The 12,938-nt window shown below is 62.0% G+C and carries 11 protein-coding genes; 8 read left to right on the top strand and 3 right to left on the bottom strand.

Features of this window, described 5'->3' with window-relative positions:
* Positions 1-50: 50 nt before the first annotated feature.
* The 3 genes from BMY73_RS01575 to BMY73_RS01565 all read right to left on the bottom strand — a co-directional run bounded on the left by BMY73_RS01575 (position 51) and on the right by BMY73_RS01565 (position 2,937).
* On the bottom strand, positions 51-1,016 hold the full coding sequence (locus BMY73_RS01575) for a sugar kinase (protein WP_092404534.1): 966 nt from the start codon (positions 1,014-1,016) through the stop codon (positions 51-53).
* Positions 1,009-1,809: a sugar phosphate isomerase/epimerase family protein gene (locus tag BMY73_RS01570; protein ID WP_092404532.1), complete on the bottom strand. Its 801-nt coding sequence runs from the start codon at positions 1,807-1,809 to the stop codon at positions 1,009-1,011. Before BMY73_RS01570 ends, BMY73_RS01575 begins: the two co-directional genes overlap by 8 nt.
* Before the next feature lie 105 nt (positions 1,810-1,914).
* Positions 1,915-2,937 (bottom strand): LacI family DNA-binding transcriptional regulator, encoded by a 1,023-nt coding sequence (locus BMY73_RS01565; protein ID WP_092404530.1) that lies wholly within the window; start codon positions 2,935-2,937, stop codon positions 1,915-1,917.
* A 245-nt stretch (positions 2,938-3,182) separates the two neighbouring features.
* On the opposite strand from BMY73_RS01565, the gene BMY73_RS01560 reads away from it, so the two are divergent.
* The 8 genes from BMY73_RS01560 to BMY73_RS01525 all read left to right on the top strand — a co-directional run bounded on the left by BMY73_RS01560 (position 3,183) and on the right by BMY73_RS01525 (position 12,887).
* Positions 3,183-4,319, top strand: coding sequence for an MFS transporter (locus BMY73_RS01560; protein ID WP_092404528.1), 1,137 nt, complete (start codon positions 3,183-3,185; stop codon positions 4,317-4,319).
* 214 nt (positions 4,320-4,533) lie between these two features.
* Positions 4,534-5,214 (top strand): hypothetical protein, encoded by a 681-nt coding sequence (locus tag BMY73_RS01555; RefSeq protein WP_062388989.1) that lies wholly within the window; start codon positions 4,534-4,536, stop codon positions 5,212-5,214.
* A gap of 223 nt (positions 5,215-5,437) precedes the next feature.
* Positions 5,438-6,361, top strand: coding sequence for a DNA-3-methyladenine glycosylase family protein (locus tag BMY73_RS01550; protein WP_092404526.1), 924 nt, complete (start codon positions 5,438-5,440; stop codon positions 6,359-6,361).
* Between the two features lie 120 nt (positions 6,362-6,481).
* On the top strand, positions 6,482-7,048 hold the full coding sequence (locus tag BMY73_RS01545; RefSeq protein WP_092404524.1) for a methylated-DNA--[protein]-cysteine S-methyltransferase: 567 nt from the start codon (positions 6,482-6,484) through the stop codon (positions 7,046-7,048).
* Between the two features lie 71 nt (positions 7,049-7,119).
* Complete coding sequence (gene lexA, locus BMY73_RS01540; RefSeq protein ID WP_092404522.1) at positions 7,120-7,737, top strand: transcriptional repressor LexA; 618 nt, start codon at positions 7,120-7,122, stop codon at positions 7,735-7,737.
* On the top strand, positions 7,737-8,354 hold the full coding sequence (gene imuA / locus BMY73_RS01535) for a translesion DNA synthesis-associated protein ImuA (protein ID WP_175500114.1): 618 nt from the start codon (positions 7,737-7,739) through the stop codon (positions 8,352-8,354). Before lexA ends, imuA begins: the two co-directional genes overlap by 1 nt.
* A gap of 7 nt (positions 8,355-8,361) precedes the next feature.
* The gene (locus BMY73_RS01530; RefSeq protein WP_092404518.1) at positions 8,362-9,792 is read left to right on the top strand and encodes a Y-family DNA polymerase; all 1,431 of its coding nucleotides are present in this window, start codon (positions 8,362-8,364) and stop codon (positions 9,790-9,792) included.
* Positions 9,789-12,887 (top strand): error-prone DNA polymerase, encoded by a 3,099-nt coding sequence (locus BMY73_RS01525; RefSeq protein WP_092404516.1) that lies wholly within the window; start codon positions 9,789-9,791, stop codon positions 12,885-12,887. Before BMY73_RS01530 ends, BMY73_RS01525 begins: the two co-directional genes overlap by 4 nt.
* Positions 12,888-12,938 lie beyond the last annotated feature (51 nt).

Here is a 12,938-nt window from a genome sequence, read left to right as displayed (position 1 = left end):
TTGTCGCAGCAGGTGAAGGGGAACAGTGTGTGCAAGCATCCAACGGCGAATCAGGCGGTTTGTCGTCGGGTTGTCGGGTTCAGTTCGGCAGCGTGCAAGGCGGCGCGAGTCGGCAAACCCTCCATGTCGCCACGGCTCTGTACCGCCTGACTGCCGACCCAGTTGCCACGGGCAGTGGCCTGAGCAAAACCGAGGTTTTCCAGCAGTGCGCTGATCACGCCGACTGCGAAACCGTCACCCGCACCGACCGTGTCGATGACCTTGGCCACCGGTACGCCCGGCACGAACGCTTCGTTGAGCTGGGTGCGGTAATACGCACCTTTGGCGCCGAGTTTGATCACCACCGCTTCCACGCCCAGATCCAGATAGAACCGGGCGATGTCGGCCGGGGTGTCGTAGCCCGTCAACAGTTCACCTTCGGCCAGGCCGGGCATCACCCAGTGCGCCAGACTGGCGAGCCGGTTGACCTCACGAATCATCGTCGCCTGGCTCGACCACAGCGAAGGCCGCAGATTGGGGTCGAACGACACGCTGCGTCCGGCGTCACGCATCTGCGTCATCAGCACATGCGACAACTCTCGGCAGGTGTCGGACAGCGCGGCAGGAATTCCGGTGGCATGCAGGTGCCGGGCCTTGAGCAGCTCGGGAACGATATCGTTGACCGACAGGTGACTGGCCGCCGAGCCACGGCGGAAGTACTCGACCACAGGGTCAGCGCCTTCAAGCTCCAGCGATTTGAACTGGAACCCGGTGGGATGGTCGTCATCGACCGTCACATAACTGCAATCGACGCCTTCCTGTTGCAGGCTTTCAGTGACGAAGCGGCCCATGGAATCGTTGCCCACACGGCTCAGCCACGCGACCTTGAAGCCCAGGCGGGACAAGCCGATGGCAACGTTGCTGTCGGCGCCGGCGATACGCTTTTCGAAATGGCGAACCTGAGCCAGATCGCCGGTCTGCTCGGCGACCAGCATGGTCATGGTTTCGCCGAAGGAGAGGATATCGATCTCAGACATGGCTCACGGCCTCGGTGGCAGGTTGAACAAGGGGCTGACCGAGGCGGGCCAGGGCGGCAACTTGCGTCCGCGTCACGTCCAGCAGGTCCTCGCCTTGCAGCGGGTATTCGACAGCGCGAGGCAGGCCGCTGGGCATGTGCTTGAGCAGTTGTTCCCACTGACGCAGATCGGATGGCGTGGGCGGCACGGCGATCAGCTTGCCCGCTGGACTGCGTACCACGGCTTTGCAGTGCACGTATTCGACGAAGCGGCCCAGTTGGCAAGCAGCGGCGGAGGCCGACTGTTCCTGCCACATCCAGTTGCCGATGTCGAAGGTCATGCCGATCGGCATCTGCAATGCCTCGACGCGTGCAAAAAAGTCGGTGAAAGGCTCGATGCGACCGCCTTGTGGCGTCTGGTCGTTTTCAACCAGCAAATGAACGTCATAACGGGCCAGACGGTCGGCCAAGGAAGCGACATCGCTGTCCTCGGTCAGATGCCCGAGCGACACCTTGAGCCATGCAGCGCCGCAGGTGGAGGCGCGTTGCAGCGTCGGTTCCAGCGCCGGATTGGGTTGACGCTGTCCTTCCAGCCAGAGCTCCAGCGGTGCCGAATACAGGCATTCCAGACCTTGTGCGTGGATGGCCTCGCCGAGGGCTGCAAGGTCTTCGCGACCGTTGAAGAGTTCTTCGCGCAGTTCGATGCGGGTGACGCCTGCCTCAACCAGAAGCGGGATAAAGCTGGCCTGGCCGCGCTCGCGGACGAAGTCGGCACCGAAGGCGCCCAGGCTGATGGCAACGGGGAATCGGCTCATTGTTATTGTCCTCTGAAACCGGTTTCATTTTTGTTCGAGCGGAGGTGCTCGAAAAAAGTTCTTCAAATCATCAGGCGTAAAGACCTGCGGTATAAAAAAAGGGTTTCAGGGTCGCTGTCGCGTGGAACCGCGCACGATCAGGTGTGCCGGAAAGTCGAAGGTTTTCACGGCGTCCAGATCACCGCGCAGACGGCCGAGCAGGCACTCGAAGGCGGTAACACCCATCTCGTGGGTCGGCTGCGCCAGGGCGGTAATGCCGCTGCCGACCAGCGGATACCACTCCAGTTCATCGAGGGCGATCAGACCGATGTCGTCGAACAGGTGGCAGCCCAGCTCATGCAGTTGGCGGGTAGTGTCCAGGGTAGCGACGCCGTTGCCGGTGAACAGGGCTTTATGCCCATGGCCGGTCTGGGCAAGAAACTCACGAAGATGGTCGCGCAGGCGGTCGCCGGTTTCGCGCACCTGACCGCGCATGTCGGAACGCCCGGCGATCCCCGCCGTGAAGGCTTCGACCCGCTCGATCCGAGAACTGGTGCCATCTTGCGGTTCGGTGACCATGAGGATGTCGCGATACCCCGATTGCTGGAGGTGATCCAGCGCCTGGTTGATGGCCGCAATATTGTTCAGGCCCACCAGATCGCTTTGCAGTTCGTCGACCTTGCGGTCCACCAGCACCATCGGCAGTTCGCTGTGCAGTTCACGCAATTCATCCAGGTGGTGACCGAGGGTGTTCACGATCAGGCCTTCGATGTTGTACGAACGCAGCGCCGCCAGATGCAGGCGTTCCTGTTCGTCATCGCGGTCGGTGTTGCACACTACCAGGCTGTAGCCGTGCTTGCGGCAGGCGGTTTCGACACCGTGCATGACGGCAATGGAATAGGGGTTACGGATGTCGGCGACCAGCATGCCGATCAAGCGAGTACGACCGCGCTTGAGGCCACGAGCCATCTGATTGGGGCGATAACCGAGGGTTTCGATGGCGTGTTCGATGCGCCGGGCAATGGCTTCGGACAGCAACTGGCGGTCTTCGCCGATGAAGCGCGACACACTGGCTTTGGACACGCCGGCCATGTCGGCGACATCGTTCATGGTGACGCGGGCGCGCACCGGTGTCGGGATACTGTTCATGGCCTGACCCTTATTGGATTTATCAGCAGGCGTTTACGGAAAACGTGTGGCTCTGAAACCGGTTTCAGGAAACACCAAAGCGAGTGTTTCGTCAACTCTGGTTCGGATGAAAGGTGAAGGAGCAGGAGTGGCGTTTCAGCACTGGGGCAAGGTAATTTTTCCCCGGATTCGCTGATCAGCAGTTGTCAGTTGCGCTGATGCTCTTCATGCTGCGGCTTTCAACGTGTTACAGGATCTTTCTGCGCATGTCCGTTGCCGCCCGAGATGCCGATTCCGCTTCACGCCGTTCGGCGACCGTTCTCAGTCTGTGTCTGCCCAGCGATGTTCTGCTTTACCTGCTGTTGCCCATGAACGCCGAGGCGTTCGGGATCAGCCTCCCTGAAGCGGGGATCCTGCTGGCGGCCAACCGACTGGTACGCATCTTCGGTTACAGCTATGTGGTGCGCTTTTACGCTAACCGGGGTGATCGTCCGACGGTGATGCTGGCGGCTGTGGTGTCGGCACTGTGCGCGTTTGGCAACTCGTTCATATCAGGGTTCTGGTGGTTGCTGATCCTGCGTCTGGGGTGGGGGCTGACGTTCGCAGCGCTGAACCTGTCCACCCAGGCGCTGGCGACCTCCGAACCCGGCGGCGCAGCACGCCGTTCCGGTACTTCACGGGCGATCATCGCCATCGGTCCCATGCTGGCGCTGCCGATCGGCGCCTTGATCAGTCTGCATTTCGGCCCCAGGCTGATATTTCTGATTCTGGCGTTCTTCTCGCTGGCAGGATTGCTGGTCGCCAAGGGATTGCCGAAGCTCCCGCATGCGATGCCCAGTGCAGGCGGGCGGCGATTCAAGGCCCCGGACAGCATCGCGGTGTGGTCCTTCATCGAAGGCGTGACACTGGATGGATTGTTTATTTTCGGCCTGTCGTTGCAGGCGCAATCGGTGCTCGGTGGCAATGCGGTGTTCATTGCAGGTGTTCTGCTGGCATTGAGGTATGTCTCGGAAATGCTGCTCAGCCCACTGGGCGGGCGGGCAGCCGAGGCGTTTGGGGCGGTGCGCATGCTGGTGGTGTTTTCCGGGCTGACCACGCTGGCGCTGACCGCCTTCGGCTTTCACTGGCTGATCCTTGGCGCAGGGAGTGTCCTGATCCTGCGCGCGTTGCAACTGCCCTTGGTGACCACGTTGGTTGCGCAGCGCAATCCAGGCGCGGGGCGGGTTCAGGCATTGGCGGGCAATGCCGTCTGGCGTGATGTCGGTGCTGGCGTCGGCCCCTTGCTGGCGGGGGTGTTACTGCCCATCGCTTCGCCCTCTTGGGTGTACAGTCTGGCGGGTGTGGCGGTGGTCGTGAGTGCCGTCGTTTGCAGCCGCTACAAGGGACGTGAAGCGGTGGCCTGACCCCGCCGTGATACATCTTCTTACATACCGTTCGGCGATTAATCCGGAAAATCAGCCGGTTGCGTGCAACCTCTGAGGCTGTTTCCCATCTGATGATCATTCTTCATACGGACATAAACCTTCGCTAGCCTGCATTCGTTAGCACATTGCCAGTTCACAGGGACGTTGCTCAGGGCGAATCCGCCCCTCACGCACCATCAGAACCCGGGCCATCATGACCTTTTTCAAATCCGCTGCTGTTTCTCACGCGCTCCAGCGTTTCGCTTATTTTCTGTTGCCCTTTTTGCTGATCTGCTCGGCGGTGTTCTGGTTCACCGTGGGCAGGGGCGTTCATGCGGAACCCAAGAACGGCACTCAGACCCTGGTTTTCCTGCGTCACGCCGAAAAACCCGACATGGGGCTGGGACAACTCAACTGCCAAGGCCTGAACCGCGCCATCGACCTGTCCACAGTGTTGCCGAAGACCTTCGGCAAAGCCGACTTCATCTTCGCCGCCAACCCGAGCCGGCATGTGGAAGAGGGCGAAGGTGACCATTCCTACAGTTACCTGCGCCCCCTGATGACCGTTGGGCCCAGCGCGATCAAACTGGGCCTGCCGGTCAATATCGACTTCGCGGCCAACGACACCAGCGACCTGGCCGATGAGTTCATGCGCGACAAATACCACGACGCGACGATCTACACCGCCTGGTCGCACGGCTACCTGCCGGAGCTGATCAACAAGGTCGCTCAAGAGGCATCCGGCAAGGACCTCAAGCTGGTCAAGGACTGGATGGGCGACGATTTCGACTCCGTCCTTGTGTTGACGCTGAAATGGAACAACGGCAAGGCCACGCTGCAGTATGAGAATTACAAGCAGAACCTGAATGACGGATCGGTGGGTTGTCCAACGTGATGACACGCTGTCATAGGCTGATCGTTCCCACGCTCCGCGTAGTAACGCTTCCCTGGACGCTCCGCGTCTTGAGGGCGCCTGCAGTTTGATCGTTCCCACGCTCCGCGTGGTAACCCATCCCGGGACCTCCGCGTCTGCTTCGATTTGAGGGTGCCTGCAGGTTTTGTGTTTGGCCCGCCACTGCGCTAGCGTTCAGCCGGTCGAACACTCTCTGGCGTCCCCCATGCTCGAAACATCCCACCTCCAGGCTTCCCGTCACCTTCCGTTCAAACCGCCCTTTGACTGGCAACGCATGCTCAACTTCTTCGCCGCACGCATGACGGCCGGGGTTGAAGCGGTGGTCGAAGGTGTGTACCTGCGCAATATCGAGTTCAACGGCGTCGTTGGCACGCTCTCGGTGGAGATGGCGCCCTCGGAAGATCATCTGATCGCGACGGTGCATGGTGAGGTCAGTCGGCACATCGACGATCTGGTCGCGCCGGTCTCGCACATGTTCGACCTGTACGCGACGCCTGATGACATCGACCGCTGCCTCTCCGTTGACCCTTGGCTGGCGTCATTGGTGCAGAAGCGTCCGGGATTGCGCGTGCCGGGCGCCTTTTCGGGGTTTGAACTGGTGGTGCGGACCATCGTCGGGCAACAGGTGAGCGTGAAGGGTGCGACCACCATTGTCGGGCGTCTCGTGCAGCGAGCAGGCGTTCAGGTGCCTGAGAGCCACGGCGAACACCTTGCCTGGCGGTTCCCCACGCCGGATGCGCTGGCGCGCGTCAACCTGGACAAGATCGGCATGCCCGGCAAACGCGTTGAAACCCTGCAACGGGTGGCAGCCGCCGTCGCCAACGACGAGATCGCGCTGAATGTCAGCCACGGTGATGATGTCGCTGAACTGCGTCGGCAGTTGCTGGCGATGCCGGGCATTGGCCCGTGGACGGTCGAGTACATCGCCATGCGCGCCTGGCGCGATCCTGATGCCTGGCCTGCATCCGACCTGGTGCTGATGAACCTCATGACCCAGCGGGACCCGAGCCTCACCCGACTGGCATTGCATAAGGCGCGGGCGGAAGCGTGGAGGCCGTGGCGCGCCTATGCAGCCATGCACATCTGGAACTCGGCAGCGGACGTGGCGGGCAAGGCGAAAGGCGGCTAAATGCGAATTTGATCGCAAGAAACTGGATGGCTGCGTCAGCGCTCGCGGTTACCATGGGCACATTCCGGCCCGCCTCAATGGTTTGAAAAGGCCTGGTCGACGTCCGATAAGGAGCTTCCCATGACCTTCACCTATCGCTTCATCGATTCACCGGTCGGCCAATTGAAACTGATCGCAAAAGGTGCCTGTCTGGCGGCGATTCTCTGGGAAAATGACCGCCCCAATCGTGTGTTGCTGGGTGCCATGAACGAGGATCAGGGCAGCGAGATTCTCGACCAGGCCGAGCGTCAACTCGCCGAGTATTTCGCCGGAACCCGTCAGCGTTTCGATCTGGCGCTGGACTTCCATGGCACCGAGTTTCAGAAAAAAGTCTGGCACGCCTTGCTGACCATTCCCTTTGGCCAAACCCGCAGCTACCTGGACATTGCCCGCCAAGTCGGCAACCCGGCTGCCGTGCGTGCGGTCGGTGCCGCCAACGGCAAGAACCCGATTTCGATCGTCGCACCCTGTCACCGGGTCATCGGCAGTTCCGGCGCGCTGACCGGGTTTGCCGGTGGTCTGGCGGCCAAGGAACTGCTGTTGACCTTGGAAGGCTGCATGCCTCAGCGGTCGAAAAAGCACCAGACGCGCGCAGAACTTGCGGGCTCAGATCAAGACGGTGCCGCAGTCCTCTGTTCATCGCCCTGACGTCCGATGCGTCTGCGGGAGGAGGTCCCTGGATAAACGGCGCTAGCCAGATTTCCCTGAAAAGAGTACAAATGTACTCCATGACGACTTTATCTCCCAAACGCTCTGCCATCCTGACCTTCATCCGGGATCGCATCGCCCAGAATGGCCAGCCACCCAGCCTTGCGGAAATCTGCGAAGCCTTCGGGTTTGCCTCGCGCAGCGTGGCGCGCAAGCACATCGTGGCCCTCACTGAAGCCGGTTTTATCGAAGTCGCGGCCAATCAGGCCCGGGGCATTCGCCTGGTGGAGACCAGGCCGCGTGCCCAGATGCTGGAAATTCCGGTGCTGGGCCGCGTTGCCGCCGGCGCCCCGATTGGCCCCGATATCGACCTGCACGACACCTTTACCCTCGACAGCCGCACTTTCCTGCGCATTCCCGATTACCTGCTGCGGGTCAAAGGCGACTCGATGATCGAGGACGGGATTTTTGACGGCGATCTGGTCGGCATCCTGCAAAGTGCCGAGGCCCGGGACGGCCAGATCGTCGTGGCCCGACTCGACGGCGAGGTGACCATCAAGCGCCTTGAGCGCGGTCATGACACCTTTCGTCTGATGCCGCGTAATCCGGCGTATGCCCCCATCGTCGTGCGTCCCGATCAGGACTTTGCCATCGAAGGCGTGTTCTGCGGCCTGGTGCGACGGGAATGATGGGCGCGGTGGTCAGCCTCAACGCCCTGCTGGACGAGCGTCGGGTCTGGAAAGGGCGTCCCGAGGTGCAGCCGGTGGCCGCGCAGCCCACTGGCCATGCCTTGCTGGACGCTGCGTTGCCCATGGGAGGGTGGCCGCCCGCGGCGCTGACCGAAATCCTGATGCCTGCCCATGGCAGCGGTGAGTTGCGCCTGCTGTGGCCGACCCTCGCTCGGCTGGCCGACAGTGGCGAGCGCATCGTGCTGGTGGCGCCGCCTTATGTGCCGTATCCCCAGGCCTGGCAGGCCGCCGGTGTCGACCTGCGGCAGTTGTCGGTGATCGAAGCCAGTGAGCGCGATGCCTTGTGGGCGGTGGAGCAGTGCCTGCGTTCGGGCAGTTGTGGCGCGGTGCTGTGCTGGCCGAACAAGGTCGACGACCGTGCCTTGCGTCGGTTGCAGGTGGCGGCGGAAACCGGGGAAACCCTGGCCTTCGCCTGCCGTGGGCAGCATGCCGCGATCAACCCGTCGCCTGCTGCATTGCGCATCGCCATTGATGTGCGACCGCGTCAGCTACGGGTGCTCAAGTGCCGTGGCGGTCTGGCGCCGTCTTCACCGATTCCGTTTACCACCGACGCCTGAGGTTGCCATGCTCTGGGCCTGTGTCCTGCTGCCGCAACTGGCACTGGACGGCGTCATGCGTCGTCGCGCCAACCCTGAAGAACCGCTGGCGTTGATCAGCGGCTCATCCCAGCGTCGGGTGTTGCAAGCCGTCAATGCCGCTGCTCGCGAACTCGGATTGCGTCCCGGTCAGTCACTGACCGCCGCCCATGCCATGACTCGCGAGTTTGCGACGGTCGAATACGACCCGGATGAAACCGGGCGCTGGCACCGTTTACTGGCCGCCTGGGCGTATCGGTTCAGCTCGCAGGTTAGCCTGAAATACCCCCGCGTTTTGTTGATGGAAGTCGAATCCAGCCTGGGGTTGTTCGGGCCCTGGCCGGTGTTCGAAGCACGCCTGCGTCAGGAACTGACGGCATTGGGGTTCAGTCATCGCATCGTCGTGGCGCCCAATCCGGTGGCGGCGCGCATGCTCGCCAATGCCCACGATGGCCTGGCGGTGACCTGCAACGACAGCCTGCAACAGGTGCTGGAACAGATGTCGGTCAATCGCATCGGCTTGCCTCAGGACGTGTCGACAGCCTTTGCCCGGATGGGGCTGCATCGACTGCGTCAGGTGTCGGCGTTGCCTCGCGATACCCTGGCCAGGCGTTTTCCGCCCCAGGTGCTGCAGCACCTGGACACCTTGCTGGGGCGCAGGCCGATGCCCCTTGAGTGTTACGTGCCGCCCGATCATTTCGACACCCGCATCGAACTCAATTTCGACGTGGAATCTCATCAGGCCTTGCTGTTCCCGCTCAAGCGCATGATTGCCGATCTGGCGTTGTTTCTCGGTGGCCGTGACAGCGGCGTGCAGCGCTTCATCATCCACCTGGAGCATGCGCCGAGTGTCGGCAGCGTGGCGCCCGATACGCTGATTCCGGTGGGCTTGCTGAGTGCCGAGCGTGAAGCCGACAGGCTGTTCGAACTGGCCCGTGGGCGTCTGGAACAGGTGGTGGTGCCATCACCCGTGCGCGCGCTGAGGTTGCAGGCAAAGGAGCTGCCGGCCTTCGTGCCTTCACACCGCGAGCTGTTCGATGATCGCCCGCAACAGAACATGCCGTGGGAGCAGTTACGCGAACGGCTGCGTGCTCGACTGGGCGATGAAGCGGTCAGCGGTCTGGGTTTTCATGCCGACCACCGTCCTGAATGCGCGTGGTTGCCGACGTCTGCCAGCAAACCCGTGGTGTTGGCGCAAAACGTTTCGCGTCCAGGGTGGCTGCTGCGTGAGCCTGAGCCGCTCAGCGATGCCAGCGTCCGCGTGCTGGCCGGGCCCGAGCGTATCGAGTCGGGATGGTGGGACGGCGGTGATGTGCGTCGTGATTACTTCCTGGTCGAGACCCGCACCGGACAGCGAGGCTGGGCCTATCGCACCGTCGGGGAAGACAGCGGCCTGTTGCTGCAGGGCTGGTTCGCATGAGCGACTACGCCGAGCTGCACTGTCTCTCCAACTTCAGTTTTCAGCGCGGGGCCTCCAGCGCCAAGGAGCTGTTCGAGCGGGCGAAGCGGCATGGCTATCAAGCCCTGGCCATCACCGATGAATGCACACTGGCGGGTATTGTCCGCGCCTGGCAGGCGGCGAAAGAATGCGAGCTGCCGTTGATTATCGGCAGCGAGATCACCCTCGAGAACGGTCCGAAAGTCGTGCTGTTGGTGGAAGACCTCACCGGCTATCAGGCCTTGTGCGGATTGATCACCGAAGGTCGACGGCGCAGCAAGAAGGGCGAATACCGGCTGTTGCGTGAGGATTTTCTGCGACCAGTAGCAGGGTTGCTGGCGTTGTGGGTCCCGGATCTGGATCTGCGTGCCGAGGTTCTGCAAGAGCAAGGCCACTGGTTGCGCCATACCTTCAAGCAAAACCTGTGGCTGAGCGTGCAGTTGCATTGCGGGCCCGATGACAGCCTGCGTCTGTCGAGGCTGCTGGCGCTGGCCCGTTCACTCGATATCCCTGCCGTGGCCAGTGGCGATGTGCACATGCACGCCCGTGGCCGTCGCGCCTTGCAGGACACCATGACCGCGATCCGTTATCACACCACTGTGGCCGAAGCCGGCCATCGGTTGTACCCCAACGGCGAACGGCATTTGCGCCCCCGACACGTGCTGGCCGGGTTGTATCCCGCCGACTTGCTGGCTGAAACCCTGAACATCGCCCGGCGCTGCCGTTTCGACCTGAAGCAGTTGCGCTACGAGTACCCTCACGAGCTGGTGCCCGCCCAACACACACCGGCCAGTTGGCTACGCCAGCTCACCGAAGCGGGCGCGCGCTGGCGCTGGCCGGACGGCGTGCCCGAGCTGGCACGGAAAAACATCGAGAAGGAACTGAAGATCATCTCGACGATGAAGTACGAAAGTTACTTCCTGACCGTGCATGACATCGTCAAATTCGCCCGTGATCAGAGCATCCTGTGTCAGGGCCGTGGCTCGGCGGCCAACTCGACCGTGTGTTTCGTTCTGGGCATCACCGAGCTGGACCCGGCAAACATCAATCTGCTGTTCGAGCGCTTCATCTCGGAAGAACGTAACGAGCCGCCGGACATCGACGTCGACTTCGAGCACGAGCGCCGCGAGGAAGTCCTGCAATACATCTTTCGTCGTTATGGCCGGGGCAGGGCGGCGTTGACGGCCGTGGCGAGCACTTATCACGGCGCGGGCGCGATTCGGGATGTAGCGCGGGTGCTCGGTTTGCCGCCCGATCAGATCAATGCACTGGCGGACTGTTTCAGCCGCTGGAGCGATACCCTGCCGCCGCCTGAGCGTTTGCGTGAATGCGGGTTCGAGCCGGACAGTCCGGTCTTGCGTCGTGTATTGACGTTGACCGGCGAACTGATCGGTTTTCCTCGGCACCTGTCCCAGCATCCCGGTGGCTTCGTGATTTCCGAGCACCCGCTGCAGACGCTGGTGCCCGTGGAAAACGCGGCCATGACCGACCGCACCATCATTCAGTGGGACAAGGACGATCTGGACCTGGTGGGCCTGCTCAAGGTCGATATCCTGGCCCTCGGCATGCTGAGCGCATTGCGCCGCACGTTCGATCTGGTCGAGTTGCATCGGCACACGCGCTGGACCATCGCTTCGCTGCCTGGTGGTGACGAACCGACCTACGACATGATCAGCCGCGCCGACACCATCGGCGTGTTCCAGATTGAATCCCGGGCGCAGATGTCGATGCTGCCACGCCTCAAACCCAAAGAGTTCTACGACCTGGTGATCGAAGTTGCCATCGTCCGGCCAGGGCCGATTCAGGGCGACATGGTGCATCCGTATCTGAGGCGTCGTAATGGCGAGGAAGAGGTGACCTATCCCTCCGAGGCGCTCAAGGAAGTCTTCAAGCGGACACTGGGCGTGCCGCTGTTTCAGGAGCAGGTCATGCAACTGGCCATCGTCGCCGCCGACTATTCGCCCGGTGAGGCCGACCAGCTACGCCGCTCCATGGCCGCCTGGAAACGTCACGGCGGGCTCGAGCCGCATCGGATTCGCCTCAGCGAGCGGATGAAAGAGAAGGGGTATCCGGACGAATTCATTCACCGCATCTTCGAGCAGATCAAAGGCTTTGGCAGTTACGGGTTTCCCGAGTCCCATGCCGCCAGCTTTGCCTTGCTGACCTACGCCAGTTGCTGGCTCAAATGCCACGAACCGGCCGCGTTCACCTGCGCGCTGATCAACAGCTGGCCCATGGGGTTCTATAGCCCCGACCAGTTGTTGCAGGACGCGCGTCGGCATCACATTGAGGTTCGTCCGGTGGACGTTCGATACAGCGACTGGGACTGTTCACTGGAGCCGGTCGACAATCCCGAGTACACGCGCAACCTGGCGATCCGCATGGGCATGCGCCTGATTCGTGGTTTTCGTGAAGAAGACGCCAGGCGTATCGAGCAAGCGCGGCAACAACGCGCGTTCAAGGACGTCACCGACCTGTGCATACGGGCCGACCTGGACAATCGTGCCCGCGCTGCGCTGGCCGATTCGGGCGCCTTGCGCGGTTTGGCCGGGCATCGCCATCGCGCGCGTTGGGAGATTGCCGGGGTCGAAGTGCAGCGGCCGTTGTTCGGCGATGACTGTTTTGGCGAAGAGGCACAAGTGGCCTTGCCGCTGCCCAGCGTGGCTCAGGATCTGGTGGCCGATTACGACACCCTCGGCACGACACTGGGTCCGCACCCGTTGTTTTTGCTGCGCAACAAACTGGCGGCAAAACGCTTTCGCAGCTCAAAGGATCTGCTCACCGAAGAGCACGGGCGCAATTTCAGCGTCGCCGGGCTGGTGGTCGGTCGGCAACGGCCCGGGACCGCCAGCGGCGTGACGTTCGTCACGCTGGAAGACGAACACGGCATGATCAACGTGGTGGTCTGGCGCGACCTGGCCGAACGTCAGCGCAAAGTGCTCGTGGGGTCGCAGTTGATGCAGGTGTTCGGCAAGTTCGAATACCAGAAAGGCGTGCGCCACGTCATTGCGCAGCGGCTGTTCGACCTGACGCCGTTATTGACAGGGCTGGATGTGCGCAATCGGGATTTCAAATAGTTGTCCGGAAAGAATCTTGAGACTGGCCATCATCTCTGCTTTGCGGGATGT

Origin of the sequence: Pseudomonas sp. NFACC02, from assembly GCF_900110765.1 — a bacterium.
Taxonomy (GTDB): Bacteria; Pseudomonadota; Gammaproteobacteria; order Pseudomonadales; family Pseudomonadaceae; genus Aquipseudomonas.
The sequence above is the reverse complement of the archived record's forward strand: the minus strand, read 5'-3'. Positions and strand labels throughout refer to the sequence as shown.